Annotated in this window: 17 protein-coding genes, 14 tRNA genes and 1 rRNA gene; 5 read left to right on the top strand and 27 right to left on the bottom strand. The window is 42.0% G+C overall.

Going from position 1 to position 16,354, the window contains the following annotated elements; all coding sequences use genetic code 11:
* The first annotated feature begins 6 nt into the window (after positions 1–6).
* Positions 7–1,161, top strand: coding sequence for a YkvI family membrane protein (locus ACFO3D_RS12325; RefSeq protein WP_390296378.1), 1,155 nt, complete (start codon positions 7–9; stop codon positions 1,159–1,161).
* A gap of 53 nt (positions 1,162–1,214) precedes the next feature.
* Here the strand turns inward: ACFO3D_RS12325 and ACFO3D_RS12320 are convergent, their stop codons facing one another.
* The 4 genes from ACFO3D_RS12320 to ACFO3D_RS12305 form a co-directional block, all read right to left on the bottom strand.
* Positions 1,215–2,309: an NAD(P)-dependent alcohol dehydrogenase gene (locus ACFO3D_RS12320; protein ID WP_390296376.1), complete on the bottom strand. Its 1,095-nt coding sequence runs from the start codon at positions 2,307–2,309 to the stop codon at positions 1,215–1,217.
* 526 nt (positions 2,310–2,835) lie between these two features.
* The gene (locus ACFO3D_RS12315; RefSeq protein ID WP_390296374.1) at positions 2,836–3,765 is read right to left on the bottom strand and encodes a manganese-dependent inorganic pyrophosphatase; all 930 of its coding nucleotides are present in this window, start codon (positions 3,763–3,765) and stop codon (positions 2,836–2,838) included.
* 78 nt (positions 3,766–3,843) lie between these two features.
* Positions 3,844–4,404 (bottom strand): hypothetical protein, encoded by a 561-nt coding sequence (locus ACFO3D_RS12310; RefSeq protein ID WP_390296372.1) that lies wholly within the window; start codon positions 4,402–4,404, stop codon positions 3,844–3,846.
* 84 nt (positions 4,405–4,488) lie between these two features.
* Entirely contained in the window at positions 4,489–5,046 is a 558-nt protein-coding gene (locus ACFO3D_RS12305; protein ID WP_390296370.1) for a hypothetical protein, read from the bottom strand.
* A gap of 102 nt (positions 5,047–5,148) precedes the next feature.
* Between ACFO3D_RS12305 and ACFO3D_RS12300 the strand changes: the two genes are divergently transcribed.
* Complete coding sequence (locus ACFO3D_RS12300; RefSeq protein WP_390297327.1) at positions 5,149–6,276, top strand: NAD(P)/FAD-dependent oxidoreductase; 1,128 nt, start codon at positions 5,149–5,151, stop codon at positions 6,274–6,276.
* Positions 6,277–6,380: 104 nt separating this feature from the next.
* Positions 6,381–6,539, top strand: coding sequence for a hypothetical protein (locus tag ACFO3D_RS12295; protein WP_390296368.1), 159 nt, complete (start codon positions 6,381–6,383; stop codon positions 6,537–6,539).
* A gap of 36 nt (positions 6,540–6,575) precedes the next feature.
* Here ACFO3D_RS12295 and ACFO3D_RS12290 read toward each other — a convergent pair whose 3' ends face one another.
* On the bottom strand, positions 6,576–7,235 hold the full coding sequence (locus ACFO3D_RS12290) for a YczE/YyaS/YitT family protein (protein ID WP_390296366.1): 660 nt from the start codon (positions 7,233–7,235) through the stop codon (positions 6,576–6,578).
* Between the two features lie 131 nt (positions 7,236–7,366).
* Here ACFO3D_RS12290 and ACFO3D_RS12285 point away from each other — a divergent pair, with 131 nt between their 5' ends.
* Entirely contained in the window at positions 7,367–7,525 is a 159-nt protein-coding gene (locus ACFO3D_RS12285) for a hypothetical protein (RefSeq protein ID WP_390296364.1), read from the top strand.
* Positions 7,526–7,538: 13 nt separating this feature from the next.
* Here ACFO3D_RS12285 and ACFO3D_RS12280 read toward each other — a convergent pair whose 3' ends face one another.
* From ACFO3D_RS12280 to ACFO3D_RS12250, 7 genes are all read right to left on the bottom strand, one after another.
* Positions 7,539–8,522 (bottom strand): cation diffusion facilitator family transporter, encoded by a 984-nt coding sequence (locus ACFO3D_RS12280; RefSeq protein ID WP_390296362.1) that lies wholly within the window; start codon positions 8,520–8,522, stop codon positions 7,539–7,541.
* 157 nt (positions 8,523–8,679) lie between these two features.
* The gene (locus ACFO3D_RS12275; protein WP_390296360.1) at positions 8,680–9,279 is read right to left on the bottom strand and encodes a DNA-3-methyladenine glycosylase; all 600 of its coding nucleotides are present in this window, start codon (positions 9,277–9,279) and stop codon (positions 8,680–8,682) included.
* A gap of 86 nt (positions 9,280–9,365) precedes the next feature.
* Complete coding sequence (locus ACFO3D_RS12270; protein WP_390296358.1) at positions 9,366–9,818, bottom strand: GtrA family protein; 453 nt, start codon at positions 9,816–9,818, stop codon at positions 9,366–9,368.
* Between the two features lie 32 nt (positions 9,819–9,850).
* Positions 9,851–10,993 carry a glycosyltransferase family 4 protein gene (locus tag ACFO3D_RS12265; protein WP_390296355.1) on the bottom strand — a complete coding sequence of 381 codons (1,143 nt, stop codon included), beginning with the start codon at positions 10,991–10,993 and terminating at the stop codon, positions 9,851–9,853.
* 21 nt (positions 10,994–11,014) lie between these two features.
* Positions 11,015–12,163: an NAD-dependent epimerase/dehydratase family protein gene (locus ACFO3D_RS12260; protein WP_390296353.1), complete on the bottom strand. Its 1,149-nt coding sequence runs from the start codon at positions 12,161–12,163 to the stop codon at positions 11,015–11,017.
* 296 nt (positions 12,164–12,459) lie between these two features.
* Positions 12,460–12,648, bottom strand: a complete 189-nt coding sequence (locus ACFO3D_RS12255) for a hypothetical protein (RefSeq protein ID WP_390296351.1) — start codon at positions 12,646–12,648, stop codon at positions 12,460–12,462.
* A gap of 25 nt (positions 12,649–12,673) precedes the next feature.
* Positions 12,674–12,916, bottom strand: coding sequence for an MFS transporter (locus tag ACFO3D_RS12250; protein WP_390296349.1), 243 nt, complete (start codon positions 12,914–12,916; stop codon positions 12,674–12,676).
* A gap of 652 nt (positions 12,917–13,568) precedes the next feature.
* On the opposite strand from ACFO3D_RS12250, the gene ACFO3D_RS12245 reads away from it, so the two are divergent.
* Positions 13,569–14,417: an MBL fold metallo-hydrolase gene (locus ACFO3D_RS12245; RefSeq protein ID WP_390296347.1), complete on the top strand. Its 849-nt coding sequence runs from the start codon at positions 13,569–13,571 to the stop codon at positions 14,415–14,417.
* Between the two features lie 284 nt (positions 14,418–14,701).
* On the opposite strand, the gene ACFO3D_RS12240 is transcribed toward ACFO3D_RS12245, so the two are convergent.
* The 15 genes from ACFO3D_RS12240 to rrf all read right to left on the bottom strand — a co-directional run bounded on the left by ACFO3D_RS12240 (position 14,702) and on the right by rrf (position 16,173).
* A tRNA-Leu gene (locus tag ACFO3D_RS12240) sits at positions 14,702–14,783 on the bottom strand.
* A gap of 5 nt (positions 14,784–14,788) precedes the next feature.
* Positions 14,789–14,862: transfer RNA gene (locus ACFO3D_RS12235), tRNA-Cys, on the bottom strand.
* A gap of 12 nt (positions 14,863–14,874) precedes the next feature.
* A tRNA-Gly gene (locus ACFO3D_RS12230) sits at positions 14,875–14,949 on the bottom strand.
* Between the two features lie 4 nt (positions 14,950–14,953).
* A tRNA-Gln gene (locus ACFO3D_RS12225) sits at positions 14,954–15,028 on the bottom strand.
* 15 nt (positions 15,029–15,043) lie between these two features.
* Positions 15,044–15,119, bottom strand: a tRNA-His gene (locus ACFO3D_RS12220).
* A 14-nt stretch (positions 15,120–15,133) separates the two neighbouring features.
* Positions 15,134–15,207 (bottom strand) — tRNA-Trp (locus ACFO3D_RS12215).
* Positions 15,208–15,223: 16 nt separating this feature from the next.
* A tRNA-Tyr gene (locus tag ACFO3D_RS12210) sits at positions 15,224–15,308 on the bottom strand.
* A 25-nt stretch (positions 15,309–15,333) separates the two neighbouring features.
* Positions 15,334–15,409 (bottom strand) — tRNA-Phe (locus tag ACFO3D_RS12205).
* A 28-nt stretch (positions 15,410–15,437) separates the two neighbouring features.
* Positions 15,438–15,514: transfer RNA gene (locus ACFO3D_RS12200), tRNA-Asp, on the bottom strand.
* A 73-nt stretch (positions 15,515–15,587) separates the two neighbouring features.
* Positions 15,588–15,664, bottom strand: a tRNA-Met gene (locus ACFO3D_RS12195).
* Between the two features lie 44 nt (positions 15,665–15,708).
* Positions 15,709–15,784: transfer RNA gene (locus ACFO3D_RS12190), tRNA-Val, on the bottom strand.
* Positions 15,785–15,791: 7 nt separating this feature from the next.
* Positions 15,792–15,866: transfer RNA gene (locus ACFO3D_RS12185), tRNA-Glu, on the bottom strand.
* Positions 15,867–15,881: 15 nt separating this feature from the next.
* Positions 15,882–15,973: transfer RNA gene (locus tag ACFO3D_RS12180), tRNA-Ser, on the bottom strand.
* Between the two features lies 1 nt (position 15,974).
* Positions 15,975–16,049 (bottom strand) — tRNA-Asn (locus tag ACFO3D_RS12175).
* An 8-nt stretch (positions 16,050–16,057) separates the two neighbouring features.
* Positions 16,058–16,173: ribosomal RNA gene (gene rrf / locus ACFO3D_RS12170) — 5S ribosomal RNA — on the bottom strand.
* Positions 16,174–16,354 lie beyond the last annotated feature (181 nt).

Below are 16,354 nucleotides of genomic sequence, written 5' to 3'. Positions count from 1 at the left end.
AGTTTCATGAAAAATCTGCTTGAAGGTTCTTTCGGCAGATATGTGTTACCCGCAATTATTTTACAGTCTGTATTAATTGGAGGTGGCTTTGCCACAGGCCGGGAGATTGTTGAGTTTGGTGCCAAGTATGGTGCGCTTGGATGGCTCGGTGGTGTTGGTATCTTTATCGGATTCGTCGTGATGGCTGCACTGATGTTTGAATTCGCCCGAAAGTATAAGGCATACAACTACCGGGCAGTACTCAAAGAACTGATTGGTCCCTTCTGGTTTTTATTTGACATCGTGTATTTGCTTCTGGCAATCCTGATTATCGCAATCATGGCTTCAGCAACAGGGGAAATCCTGAACAGCACTCTTGGGCTTAATTACTGGGTTGGTGTAGGGCTGATTACAGCTATTGTTGGGGTTCTTAACTTCTATGGTAAAGGACTTATCGAACGGTTTAAAACATGGGGAACGCTTGCTTTAATGCTTGGATACCTACTATTTGCTACGATTGTAATCGCTACTACATGGGAGGACGCAATAAACGTCCTTGCCACAGGTGATACAAGTTACATGACGGGTGAAGTTTCCATCCTGGCAGTTATCTGGAGTGGAATTTTGTATGTAGGTTATAACCTAGCTGTATTTCCAGCTGCATTATTTACTGTTAAACGTCAGAAATCACGTAAGGAATCTTTGTTATCCGGTCTTATTGCGGGAGTACTCATGACATTCCCATGGTTCATGACTTACTTTAGCTTACTTGGATTCTATCCATCTGAAGAAGTCTACGGTTCATCAGTTCCTTGGCTTGAAATGCTGAACGGCTTCCCGACAATCGTCGTGGTTATTTTTGGCATTGTTGTTGGCTGGACACTGGTTGAGACGTCTTCCGGAATGATTCACGCCTTTGTTGACCGCACCGACTCCCAAATGCAGGAGCTGGCAAACAAATCATTGACTTCTGGGCAGAAAGGTCTGATTGCTGTCGGCACACTTGTTTTATCTGTGATTTTATCACAGGTCGGGATTATCGATCTTATTTCCACCGGATATACCGCAATGGCATACGCAATGATTGCTGTATTTGCAATTCCGCTGCTTACCATTGGAGTCTATAAAATATTCTTTAAAAAAGATGATGAAGTTGCGGTCGACCACGCCAGCAACGAATAGAACTGATAACAAAAGCCCTGCACGGGATTTCACGTGCAGGGCTTCTATTTTGCCTATTCAGGCATTTTAACAATAGGCTTTACAGTTTTTCCTTCCTTCGATTCATCAAAGGCTTTATTGATCTCACCCAGTTCATAATACTTTACCAGTTTATCAAATGGGAACTGCCCTTTCCTATAATAATCAATCAACTGCGGGATAAACACCTGTGGAACTGAATCCCCTTCAATTGCTCCTACAAGTCCTTTACCTTCAGCCAGAATATCTTCAAAAATATTAAACTCGGTCTCCTGAGTAACGCCTACTACAGCAGAGGTGCCCAACGGTTTCAATGCTTGGACTGACTGCCGCGCCAATGCTGGCACACTGGTTGTTTCAACCGCATAATTGGTTCCCCCATTTGTTATCTTTTTGATTTCTTCAACCGTATCTTGTTCCTTACCGTTGATTACATGCGTAGCCCCAAGCTCTTTTGCCGTGTCCAAACGACTCTGATGTACATCTACCGCGATTATTGTAGGACAACCAACAATCTTCGCAGCCATAACAGCGCTTAATCCAACGGCACCACAGCCATAGACAGCAATTGTTTCCCCTGACTTTGGCTTCAATTTATTTAAAACAGTGCCTGCGCCGGTTTGGATTCCACAACCTAATGGGCCAAGCAATGACAAATCCACGTCTTTATCCACTTTTACCACATTACGCTCATTAGCTACGGCAAACGTACCAAAAGAAGACTGACCAAAGAAACTTGATACATCTTCCCCGTCCTGACTCAGCCGCTTGGTTTCATCATTCATAATTCCGCCGAAATTCAGCTTATTAAACTGGAGACAGTATGCTGGATGTCCTGTAAGACAGTTCTCACAATGTCCACATGAGGAGAATGACAGCACAACGTGGTCTCCTTCCTCAACCGATTTAACATTGGAACCAGCCTTCTCTACAACACCTGCACCTTCATGTCCTAGCACTGCTGGAAGAGGTACAGGAACATCTTGGTCACGGGCCACAGCGTCAGTATGACACACTCCAGTGGCTACAATCTTCACCAGTACCTCATCATTTTTCGGATTGTCCAGCTCTACATTTTCAATCTTAAAGTCTGCAGATTTTTCATGCGTTATTGCAGCCTTAATATCCATATCATCAACTCCTCTTAGAGAATAGTGTCCTCATGAACCCCTTCCCCTGTACGGAAAGAGTTGAAACTAAAGGCCGCTTTATAGAGGTTGGTTGTTTTTTGACACAATAGATATAAACTGCGACATAACTGCGAAGCTTCGCTCCGGAAATACACTACGCTTGTTAGTATTTTGATCACGGATTTGTACAGTCCTTCGTTATATGAATGAGGTTTATTTCATCCTAATTTTGAAAGCTATCCTAAGCTGCGGAAAAATGCGACACTCCAGGGGGAAGAGCAGCTTCCGAAGACCCCACAGCGAGGGAACGAGCGAGGAGGCTGAGGTGCTGCCCCCGGAAAGGGAGTGTTTTTCCGCAGCGTCGGTTAAACTTATCATTAGTCTAATGATGAAAAGCACATTATAAATTATTAATTACTTCGCATTTTATATCAACTGTGAGAGTTAAAGAGCAATAAAAGTTACAAAAAAAGCCATTGCAAAAAACCGGCCTACTGATGTGAGTAGGCCGGTGGTTAAGTGTTCCTTATTTAAATGTACCAGTCAGGTTGGTTACAATCTGTTTCTTACGGGACACCACGCCTTTTAGAAGTGCACGATTGTTATCGTCCAGTTTAACGTCAAATGCCTGTTCAACATTATCCTTTGCCTGTCCGAGAGCAAGTACCTCAGAATCATTGTTCAGGATATCAGTTACTACAAACAGGAACAGATCAAGCTGCTTGTCTTTGATAATCTGGGTGATTTCTGTTTCCAGGTCAGTCTGGAACTGATAGATTTTGCTGGTATCCACTGCATTTACCTGGGCAATTTCCACTTTAGCCTCGCCCATGGAAAACTCTTTCGCATCCATTGTTACCAGGTCAAGAACAGACTTATCACTTAGATCCGCCCCAGCTTCAAGTAGTTCAAGCCCATACTGTTCGAGATTCACACCTGCGATTTCCGCAAGAACATGCGCTGCTTCCACATCAGCTTTCGTGCATGTTGGTGATTTCAACAGCAGTGTGTCGGAAATGATAGCTGAAAGCAACAACCCTGCTGTTTCCATTGTATGTGTCACACTATTTTCCTTGAACATATTATTAAGAATTGTAGCAGTGCATCCTACCGGTTCTGCACGGAAATATAGGGGTTCTTTTGTCTCAAAGTTTGAGATGCGGTGATGGTCAATAACCTCCGCAATCTGTACGTCCCTGATATTGTCCACACTCTGTTGGAACTCGTTATGGTCAACAAGAATTACGTTTTTAACGTCATCCCCAACTTTTTCGATGTATTGCGGTGCTTCTACGTTAAAATAATCCAGTGCATACTGCGTTTCTTTGCTGACAGACCCTAACCGTGCAGGTTCTGCATTGACACCAATCTTTCTCTTAAGATCCGCGTAAACAATCGCGGAGCAGATTGTATCTGTGTCAGGACTTTTATGGCCAAAAATTAATGTTTTCTCCATCCTTCATTTCTCCTTTAATGCATTGTTATCTGAATATGCCCAACTACTAGATTATCATAAATGGCCGGTCTTTGAATACTATTCAGCAACTTTAAGTGTCTCGGTTACATTCCAGATTTGGTCATACGCTTTGTATTCATTAAGGGCAATATCAAGATCATGGAACATTCGGTGCAACAATTTAATATCCGCTTTGTCCTTATTTTCGATAGCTGCATTTGCCAGCCCTCTTATCCGTTCCAAGTCTGCCTTCAAAGGTTTATTTTCAACAGCAGGAATCTGTTTTTCCAGCATGTTCAATATCTCTTCTGCCTTTGCCCGCTGATTTTCCCAATCTAATGATTCAATTGCTCCGTACCCGGTTGTCTCGTTATAGAATTCATGCATTTCTGCAACAAACTGTCCAATATCGGAATGTTCTTTCCCTACTGTGTCCTGTACTTCCTCTACCTTTTCAAGCGTTTCATCAGATGGCTCTTCGACAGTGTCAGCTGCATCATCACCTCCGAAGATAGCTCCAGCATTCAAATCCAGTACAGTAAAAAAGAACAAAGCCGATCCTATAATTGTAACCACGATTACACTTAAAAAAGTCCAACCGAACCAGCCCATCTTTAAACGTTGCTTTTCTTTAGCCAAAAAAGACACTCCTTACTGATTTGTAACCTGTTTCGAGTCTACCAGATAACATGTGCATTTCTTTGCTCTGCCTTAACGATCTAGTTATTCAAATTCATTATACCACTTTATGATGCTGTGTTTTAGTTCAGCGTCCTCTACCTCCTGAACGCCAAATCCATTTATATCCACAACACGGACAAAAAAGCTTTCCTCATACTTAAGCTTTACCAGACAATATCCTTCATACGGTGAAGGAACAATTTCACTTATCTCATGCCCCACATAGAACTGCTTTATTTCGTTTCTGTCTTCCTCTTCCAGTCTCCAGGAGGCCGTTGATCCTCTATTTATGCCCTCTTCGTTCACTCCATGAATTTCAGGACTCACAGCTGCTTTTGTATCGTCTTCTTGCCTGGTTTCGGAATTCCATGGGTCCCTCGGTAATGTTTTTTTATTAATAGCATCCAACAACCTGATGTTTTCTGCGAATCCAATAAACAACATCCCTAATATGAATCCTCCAATTGCCCAGGTAAAGAATACTGACCAGTTCATCAGAGATGCATACTGATTACCAAGAACCAGACCAACCAGGACGCCGATTGCCATTTGTGCGATGCCGATGATAAATAGAATTCTGGCTACGATGTTTTCTCCCATGATTTCCTCCTGCTCCTTCCTCTATACTAGTTCTTCTTAGCATAATCATTTTCCTTTATTTTTTCCATAATTATTCTTATATTGGGAGTGGACGAAGAGAGGATTTTTTTCATGAACAGATATATTGTAATTGGATCAGGAATATTAGGTGCTTCAACAGCATATCGGCTGGCAAAAGCCGGCGCAGAAACCATAATTGTGGATCGTCAGGAACCCGGACAGGCAACTGATGCGGCTGCAGGAATCGTTGCTCCTTGGCTTACCAAACGACGAAACAAGGCATGGTACGCACTCGCTAAAGGCGGGGCTCAAAGTTACGGTCCCCTCGTCGAGGAACTTTCAGACGATGGGGAGACTAATACTGGCTATGCCAAAGTTGGTTCGGTGAATTTGGACACGGACCCTGAAAAGCTTGAATCCATGAAAGAACTAGCATTAACTCGACGCGAGAATGCCCCGGAAATAGGGGACATCAGCTTACTTGACAGTAAAGAGACACGTGAACTCTTCCCCCTTCTGTCTGAAGGTTATGGAGCAGTACATATAAGCGGGGCTGCCCGTGTTGATGGACGAGCACTAAGGAATGCCCTGCTGAATGGAGCAACTAAGCACGGCGCAAAAGTAATTGAAGGAAATGCCCGTCTGCTTGTGGAAGACACTACCGTTAAGGGCGTTTCAGTTAATGGAAGAACGATTGAAGGAGACAAGGTAATCGCAGGTACTGGTGCATGGACAAGAGAACTCTTGGAACCACTCGGTATTTACTTTGATGTACGTCCTCAAAGAGCTCAAATTATCCATTTACAGGTTCCAGGAGTTTCCACTGAAAATTGGCCAGTGGTTAAACCACCATTTAATCAATATATGCTCACATTTAAGGACAGAATCATCGTTGGTGCGACTCACGAAAACAATACCGGGTTTGAACACAGAATTACTGCTGGAGGTATCCATTATATACTTACACATGCGATGAAGGTAGCACCTGCCCTGGAGAATGCTAGCATTATAGAGACAAGAATCGGATTCCGACCAATGACTCCTGAATCCATCCCTGTACTTGGTGAACTTCCAGGATTCGATGGCCTATTACTTGCCAATGGATTAGGTTCCTCAGGCCTTACAATCGGTCCGTTTGCAGGACAGCAGCTTGCTGACTTGGCAATGGGAAAAGAACTAAAAATTGACTTAGCTAAATATGATATGTCCAGATTGATAAAGGAAAAGTAGGCTGGCTCCATATATTTGAAGAAATTGTGTCTTTTTTGGATATTTATTTACAGCAGGCTGGTGTTTTGCTAACTTTAAGTTATGGATAATGAGGGGGAATTGCCGTGAACAGTAAACTGATTGTTCTGCTGGTAGTTATTTTGACATTACTTATTTTGGCTTTTGCCTGGTTCTACTTAAAAGATATAATGCTGGATTATGATGTGGATTCAGACACATCGCAGCCTGCATCAATAGACGAATATCCCTCACAGTTAATATAAGGAGCTCAGGAAGTGATTCCTGGGCTCTCTTTACATCTATCCACTTGCTCTCGAGGATGGTGAAGAACTTTTCAGCTTCATCCTCTCCGCAATACCTTCAATCAGTCGATCAAATCGGTGAAATACATACTGGAAAATTGGGCTTTGAATGAATGTAAATATAAAAGTAAAGATAAAGACGGGTCCACCGAGCAACAGTCCAAGTACTAGAACCGAAGACTCCGTATAAATCCGTACACGACCGATTGGAGCACCCAGCTTATCCGCCATGGAAAGCATAAATCCATCCCGCGGTCCGGACCCCACTCGTGCAGCATTATACAGTCCTCCACCAACCCCCATGATAACAATTCCACAAATCATCATTATACCATCTATCCAAGTTATACCGGGTTTCGGCAAAAAATCCAGCCACAGAAACAAATCAACAAAGACCCCCACCAGAACTGCATTAAGAAAAGTCCCAAGTTTGATATAACTTTTATCTAGAATCCAGGAAACGACTATCAAAATAAACCCTATAATAATGTTCCAAGTTCCAATAGTGAAACCAACCAGTTCGAATAGCCCTACACTCAACACATCCCAAGGATGAATTCCCAGATGTTGTACATTAACAGTAACTGAGATTCCAAAGCTGAAGGTTATAAGTCCAATAACAAAAAAAGCCCAACGGATTGCAGTCAGTTTAATCACCTTTCTCTCTGATGGTCTACTATTATAGTGCACCTCAAACAATTTTAATGCAAGGAAATAAATTTAAAGAAATGTTAAGTACGCTTAACATAAACTGAGGGGGAACCATTAGGCGAAATAGGATTAAAGGGATGAACTACACAGAGGAACAACTTTCACAACTTGTAGGTGTTTCAAGTCAAGCGATGATTGCAATTGAGTCTGGAAAATATAAACCTGGAGCTAGACATGGCTTGCCCTGTCAAAAACTGAACCACGCCTCAATTTTTATGCTTTCTTATATGATTTAAAAACAGCCTCCAGCTACTTTGGAGGCTGTTTTTCTGTATCTGTATTTTTTCCGGAAAGGTTATTTTTTTCGTTATCCTCAATAATCCCAAGGACCACATCCGTAACTTCAGGGAGACGCAATAGTTTGTCACTAATTCTGAACTTAATATCATCTGCATCCGCCAGGGAGAGTCCCTTTTTCAGTTCAACCGTACCTTCCACATGATAAGAGCGACCTTCCTGAACAATTCTTAATTTATAAATATCCACTACTGACTCATCATCCATAATCAACTCGCTGAGCTTCTTCTCCACTTCTTTTGGAGCTGCAACACCAATTAACCCAATCATATTATCATAACCTACCCGGAATGCAACAAACAACATCAGTATACCTATTAAAATGGTGATAATTCCATCGGCTATAAGCCAGCCCAATAACTGGGACAATAGCACACCAATCATTGCTAGGACCGCTCCTGAGGTTGCTACCAAATCTTCATAAAACACAAGCCGCGTAGCAGGTGATGCCTTTCCAGCACTTTTGAACGCAGAAAATACGATAAATCCATCCGGTTTGTCTCCTGTTTCTCGTGTAATTTCCTTCATAGCTTTAAGCAAAATATAACCATCGATTATTAAGGATACCACCAGTACACCGATGTTCAGCCATATGTTCTTTGAATCCTCAGGATGCTGCCACATGTGCCAGCCTTCTTTAATTGTTTCATACGCCATGACCGTTACAACAATAACTGCAACCATACAGAAAATATTGATAACCCTGCCGAATCCAGTTGGAAATCGCTTGGATGGCGGTAGTTCAGCCAGTACACTTCCAAAGAATACAAATCCCTGGTTGACTGCATCAGCCAACGAATGCATCGTTGTCGCAAACATCGCCCCATTACCACTAAAAAATGCCGCTCCACCTTTAATCAGCGCCAGAAATGTATTTCCGAGGGCCGCTATTCCCGAAGAAGTATTACCCTGTTTTATTCGATCAATAAATCCCATAATAAATCCTCCCGAAGTAACTCCAATTATCTTTAGGTTACTTAAATGGGGATAAATATATACATAAACCAGGATTGTGCTTACTCAAGCCATAAAAAAGCCCTACTACATGATGTAATAGAGCTTGTTACCTACTAATATTGAACTCTTCACGTTTTTACCTGGAAATAAAGTTATTACCTTTTATCCAAAACCTCCATGGATAATCTTTTGCTTCCCCGGAATTGTCTATGCCGATTCGTGGGCCGGACAAAATCTCGTCATCCTTCAATATTTTTCCCTGGGCAATCCATAGCGGATGCTTATCAAGTGGATGTCCATAATCGTCCATTGTAATTCCAAGTGCTTTTGCTAACTTACCAGGCCCGTTTGTCCATTGAATTTTCTTCTTTGCTTTGGGGCGTCTTTTTCCCATTAGATCCTGTCCCTGGTGAGGCTCAATACCACGTATCAATACTGCTTCCGGTCTGTTTACATTTCCACTAACCACATTAAAGAGGCAATGTGTATGCATAGTGTAAGTATACGCATTACCGGGCTCACCGAACATAACTTCTGTTCGTTTCGTTCTCCTGTTATTAAAACTGTGCGCAGCACGGTCATCAGGACCAATGTATGCCTCTGTTTCTACAATGAATCCGGAAGCAATTCCATCATCAGTTTCCTTCAATAGCAATTGACCAAGCAATGATTGTGCCAGTTGAAGCGTACCCTGGTTATAAAAGGATTTATCCAGTGGTTTTGGTGAGATGTCCATAGTTGTTCTCCTATTATTTATGATTTCCCGGCGGTTAATTTAAATGCCAATCACGTTTATCATCAATGTGCCAAATGTTCATAAACTCATTTCATCTTGTGAGTCTTTCTTTTTTTAAAAACCGCATACTTAATCATGAAGAAACTTGCCAGAAAAGATAAAAGCATCGCCAGTCCTTTCGCGATATTGTACCGAAGCCACCTTGCTACTCCCAGATTTTCCATCAATGCAGTGGAGCCAATGAATACAAGGTTATTGATGCCAAGGCTTATGAGTGCCTGAATAAAGAAGATGAAACGCTGACGATTGTTTCCTACCGCTTTTCTTTTAAACGTAATTTTTGCATTCCAGTAATAGCTGTTCGCAACCGCTAACGAATAAGCAATTGTATTAAAAACAGCAAGCAATACTTTATCTTCTGTCGGAAATAATAGCAATAATAAGTTAAGGGTTCCAATATCAATACCTGCATTGGCAGCACCTATTACACTGAACTGCAGGAATTCAAATGGATTCTTCTTTGTTTTTTGATTTCCCATGGTACTCCTCTATATCAGTTGACCGTCAATTATTATATTAGTCCGGTCGCTTCATTGTTGCCTTCCTCAGCATAAAGAACTTCTTTGTATAAATCCAACACCTGCCTGGACTGTGCATTCCAACCCATGTCCGCAATTTCTTTCCGGGCCGCTTTAGCTAGACGTTCACGGAGCGTCTCATCCTTGAACTTAAGCAACGTTTCAGTAAAGTCATCTGCCTTGGAAGGATCGTATAATAACCCATTATGGTTGTGCTCAATCTGTTCGCATGTAGGTCCACTTTCTGCCGCGATAAGTGGAAGCCCCGATGCCATCGCTTCCGTGATAACCAGGCCAAGTGTCTCGGTTGTTGATGGAAAAACGAAAACATCCGAGGAGGCATATGCCCTAGCAAGCTCCTCACCATGCAAAAGTCCGGTAAATACGGTATTTGTTCCTGCAAAGTGCTTTTCAAGCTCCTGTCTGTGGGGCCCGTCACCGACAACTGCAAGAACAAATTCATCCGATCTCTCAAGGACGGATTTTATTTTCTCAATTTCTTTTTCTGCAGCGAGCCTGCCGACAAACAGTAAAAGTTTCTTTTCCGGCTGACCGTTTGATAGTCTGGCCCTCATGTCCGTATCAAACTTGTCCGGATGAAATAAATCTGTATCTACTCCACGCTTCCACACATGGACATTACGAAAACCGCGTTCATCCAATTCCTTTTTTACGGTCTGGGATGTACAGAGATTCAATTCCGCATGATTATGTAACTTACGGAAGTACCACCAGATTAAAAATTTGAACGGCGACAGATTATAGTAATCAAGATACTGTGCAACATTAGTGTGGTAGGAAGCGATCATTGGGTAGCCAAGCTTCTTGGTGTAATAAACACCAGATAATCCAAGGATCGCAGGGTTTACAACGTGAACAATATCCGGATCATAATTATGCAATATATCTTTCACTAACGGGTTTGGCAGGGCGAATTTCTTGGAGCGGTAAAAAGGAAGGGTCCTGGCGGGGACACCTTCTATCTTCACTCCCTCAAACTCATAAACGCCAAGATCAGGAGCAATCACCCTTACCTCGTGTCCTTCTTTAACAAAATGCCTGACGCATGCTTTCAGTCTTGTAACCACTCCATCGGTTGATGGTAGAAATGTTTCTGTGACAATTGCAATTTTCAATGGTGACACTTCCTTGTTTAATTACTTCCACGATACTTGCGGTAATACGTTCTCCTTAATAACACGATCTTTATGCTTAACAACAGTTTTTAAAATTCCTCGAATAACTTCATCAGTTAGTAGGTTAGGTTCAAGTCCAAGGTCACGAAGCTTGGTGTTTTCGGCATGAAAGAAATGCTCTTCCAATTCCACCCGCGGATTATCCAGATGCGCTATATTCGTCTCTAATCCCTCTTCACGGGCAACTTTTTGTACCATATTGGCGAGATCAAGCACCGAGAACTCCTCAGTGAATTGGTTAAATACGCGGAATTCACCTTTATCTGCCGGATTCTCAGCAGCAATCTCTATACAGCGTACAGTATCATTGATATTCAGGAAACCACGTGTCTGTCCGCCCTTACCATAAACCGTTAAATCATGTCCAATTGAGGACTGAATAATAAAGCGGTTTAAGGCAGTACCAAACACACCATCATAGTCAAGACGATTGGACAAAACAGGGTCCATTTGTGTTTCTTCTGTATCCAAGCCATAAACAACACCCTGATTCAAGTCAGTTGCACGTATACCCCAGATTTTGCAGGCGAACATGATATTATGACTGTCATGTACTTTAGATAAATGATAAAAGGAACCAGGTTGTTTCGGAAATGGAAGGACATCCTTCCTTCCTTTATGCTCAATCTCAATGTACCCTTCTTCGATTTCTATGTTTGGTGTTCCATATTCACCCATTGTTCCCAATTTGATTAAGTGACAATCAGGGACGATCTCTTTTATACCGTAAAGAACATTAAGTGTACCAGTGACATTGTTATTTTGGGTAAACACAGCATGTTCCCTATCAATCATGGAATATGGTGCAGATCGCTGCTCAGCGAAGTGGGCAAAAGCATCTGGCTTTTCTCTTTTTAGTACCTCACGCAAAAAGTCATAATGAGTTAGATCGCCATCATACACACGAATTTCTTTACCTGTTAGCTCTTTCCACTTAGCCACCCGTTCTTCAAGAGTCGCGATTGGTGTAATTGAATTCGAGTGAAGCTCATTATCCCACTTTCTTCTTACCATATTATCAATAATCGCTACATCATGTCCCTTGTTGGACAAATACAGGGCAGTCGGCCAACCACAAAAGCCGTCGCCTCCAGCTACAATAATCTTCACATCAGTTCCCCCATTTTAGTATTTATATTTGTAAAATTTATTACGCATAAGACAAAATAATTCTATCTTTACACAAACGTATACCAATCTTCCACCTTTAAAAATTATCATTTTATATTCAATTTGACAAATGATGTCCTGTGAAGTAAAAGAAAATTTAAAAATTGATAACTAACCGGAAAATTTCTACTATTATTGTAACATACCAGGAGAACCGGGAAGAAACGGCCACAAAAAAAGCATTAATCCTTAAGAAGGACCAATGCAGCGAGCAGGTAATTATGTATGTGTAACTCTTAGGTAAAGTAAGCAACAATTGTGAACCCTGACAGACCAACACCAATGAATAGAGCAACGGCAGTACCGCACCCCTGGCGTTCCCGCATATCTTCAGCATATTCCTTGGCACAATGTTTGCAAAGCGTAAGCCCCATTGCCTTCGCTTCTTCTTTTTTTACCTTTCGGGCTTCTTTCTTGCCCTTCATAATACTCGATGAAGTTGGACAATCGTCATCTAAATAATCTTTTGGGCCCAATTTTGTCAGAGAGCCATCCACTTGGAAATTGCATGACGGTATATCCTATGAAGAACATACTCATCAATAGTCCTGATTGGCTAGCATTTAAGCTCAACTCCGCTTCCAATGGGATGATTGCTGTGGCAATCATATTTTTGTCCATATAGGTCAATGTATATCCAAGCATAATAGAAATAATTAGCATGACGTTATTTTGGGGCTTCTTTTGATTCATCTATCTAATCCACCTCTAACGTTTTCTGTTTATTCTGGCTGTAGGACCCTTAACGAAAAATTCGAGCGTAATAAGAATGGTAAGTAAGACAGCACGTCCGAGTCGTTTAAGGGGCTGCGTGTTTCTTCTTGTGGCGCTTACAATTAGTGAGGGATGAAGAATCCTCCACTGATTAAAGTTTCACTATATCTATTTATTAATGCCCTAAAACATTTATTTTTAATAATAAGGAAGAAGAAATCTCCTATCTCTTGTGCATTAATTTTTTAATAGTATTTAATAACGAGCACAATGAGGGCATAGATGATAAATAGAATCCCCTTAATCCAGCTATAGCATCAGCAAATTCCATATTCCTGCTCGTTGTATTTCAATCGCAAATACGAGAACAATCATCCCAGTAATATTGTACCGAACTACATAAAAAAATAAGCCAGACTAATAAAATCGGCTTATTTTTACGATAATAATATTTAATAGCTGTTGTGTACAAATATGATACCGGTGGACCATTCTCTACGTAATACACACAATTAATAGACATTCTTCTGTGATAACAGCGAACAATGAACTTCAAATCATTGTTTTGTCATCTCTATAAAATAGTAGTATATAATAAACGTTACAAACATTCTTAAGGGAGTACGAATACATGCAAACATTAGAAAAATTTTCTGATCGGCTCTTCTACCTGCCTCCTTGTCAAAAAACAGATCGGCCGATATTAGCTGCTGTTGTAGGGGACAATTATACAATGTTGATTGATGCTGGGAATTCTTCTAATCACGCTAAACTATTTAAAGAACAATTAGCTTCCTATCATGTCTTCGGCGATATGCTGGCTCTTACACATTGGCATTGGGATCATGTATTTGGCTTGTGTGGAATAGACATGCCTTCCATGGCCAATTTCATGACCTACGACAAAGTAAAAGAACTACAGGAGTTATCATGGGAAGACAAGGAGCTGGATAAACGTGTCGAAGCAGGGATAGAAATTCCATTTTGTGCAGACGCGATAAAGCTAGAACTTGGAAGTGATCGAGAAGTTATCATACCAGATCCCACTATCATTTTTGAAAAGCGAATCAAAGTGAATCTAGGCGGAGTTACCTGTATCATTGAACATGTTGGTGGAGATCATTCATCTGATTCAAATCTCCTCTATATACCACAGGAAAAAACGCTATTTCTTGGTGACTGTCTCTATGCAAATATGTACGCAGAAAAATGGCATTATACCATTGAAAAAATGTCTAAGCTTTTGGAGAAGATTGAAGGGTATGATGCCAAAAATTTCTTTCTATCTCATCATCCAGCACCTTTGACAAAGGATGAATTTTATTCCTTTATTTTATTATTGAAGACAAGTGCTGAATTAACAAAGAAACATAAAGGGGAACTTGAGGCAATTACAGCAGAAATGTCCTCGCATTTCCGACGTGAGTTAACTGAAGACGATTTAGAAATTATCAGGTACTTTGTAATTGGGTATGCGTAACATGGTATCGATGTTTAAACATTACAGGTATCCCAAACGAGAAAGCTTACTTTTTAAAGTGAAGGATAAAAGTGAGGTGCACTGTCTGAGGATGAGTAATAAAATATCCTTTCCTTGCACGTCAGCGATACCAGAAATTGACTTAACCTTTCTAGCAAGAATCCCAAAAAAGTAAGTTTCATGAAACAATCTTCAATCGTGAAACGGAAAAAAGTAAGAACCATGCATTCCTGTTCTTACTTTTTACAATAATAATATTTTGTTAGTTTCGTGTATAACGTTGATACCGGTGGTCGGGGTCGAACCGACACTCCCGAAGGAACACGATTTTGAGTCGTGCGCGTCTGCCAATTCCGCCACACCGGCATAGTTGGAGGCGGTAACCGGATTTGAACCGGTGATAAAGGTTTTGCAGACCTCTGCCTTACCACTTGGCTATACCGCCAATATATAGTAATGGAGCGGAAGACGGGATTCGAACCCGCGACCCCCACCTTGGCAAGGTGGTGTTCTACCACTGAACTACTTCCGCACTCTGGCTGGGCTACCAGGATTCGAACCTGGGAATCACGGGACCAAAACCCGTTGCCTTACCGCTTGGCTATAGCCCAAAATTATTTAATTAATGGGGCGACCGGTGGGGATCGAACCCACGAATGCCGGAGCCACAATCCGGTGCGTTAACCACTTCGCCACGACCGCCATAACGAAAATAATGGCAGGGGTAGTAGGAATCGAACCCACATCAAAGGTTTTGGAGACCTTCGTTTTACCATTAAACTATACCCCTACTTGCTTATATAATATGGTGGAGGGGGGCAGATTCGAACTGCCGAACCCTGAGGGAGCGGATTTACAGTCCGCCGCGTTTAGCCACTTCGCTACCCCTCCGTATTAATATATGAATATGCAAAAATGGTGGCTCGGGACGGAATCGAACCGCCGACACAAGGATTTTCAGTCCTTTGCTCTACCGACTGAGCTACCGAGCCATATTGCTTTTTAAATGAAAAAATAAAGTGGCGGTCCGGACGGGACTCGAACCCGCGACCTCCTGCGTGACAGGCAGGCATTCTAACCAACTGAACTACCGGACCAATAATTGTACTCCAAAGTACTACTGTGCATAATTAGCAAAAATGTAATTCGATGTAGTAAGTTGAAATAATTTGGTTGCGGGGGCAAGATTTGAACTTGCGACCTTCGGGTTATGAGCCCGACGAGCTACCAGACTGCTCCACCCCGCGATATGGGAGAATAATATATTTTCTGCTCATGAACTGAGCGATAATGGTGGAGGATGCAGGGCTCGAACCTGCGACCCCCTGCTTGTAAGGCAGGTGCTCTCCCAGCTGAGCTAATCCTCCATATAAGTGGTGACCCGTACGGGATTCGAACCCGTGTTACCGCCGTGAAAGGGCGGTGTCTTAACCACTTGACCAACGGGCCAAAGATAATAAATACTGGCGGAGAGCGAGGGATTCGAACCCTCGAGGCCGCGTTGGCGGCCTACACGATTTCCAATCGTGCTCCTTCGGCCACTCGGACAGCTCTCCATGGCTCCACAGGTAGGAATCGAACCTACGACCGATCGGTTAACAGCCGATTGCTCTACCGCTGAGCTACTGTGGAATCGAATTGCCTGGCGGCGTCCTACTCTTGCAGGGGCAAAGCTCCAACTACCATCGGCGCTGGAGAGCTTAACTTCTGTGTTCGGCATGGGAACAGGTGTGACCTCTCCGCTATTGCCACCAGACTAAATATGCGACTTGTAACTTGGTGATTTTTAGTGACAACAAATATTATAATTGTTTCTCAGAAAAAATCAAGCATATTCTATAAATTCATGTTGAAATTTGTACCTTGAAGACTAAATAAGAGCCTCGCATGACATCAGGTAAAGATTTAGTTAAGTCCTCGATCTATTAGTATCCGTC

Source organism: Virgibacillus kekensis, assembly GCF_042654125.1.
GTDB lineage: Bacteria > Bacillota > Bacilli > Bacillales > Amphibacillaceae > Lentibacillus > Lentibacillus kekensis.
This window is presented reverse-complemented; position numbering and strand designations above follow the sequence as displayed.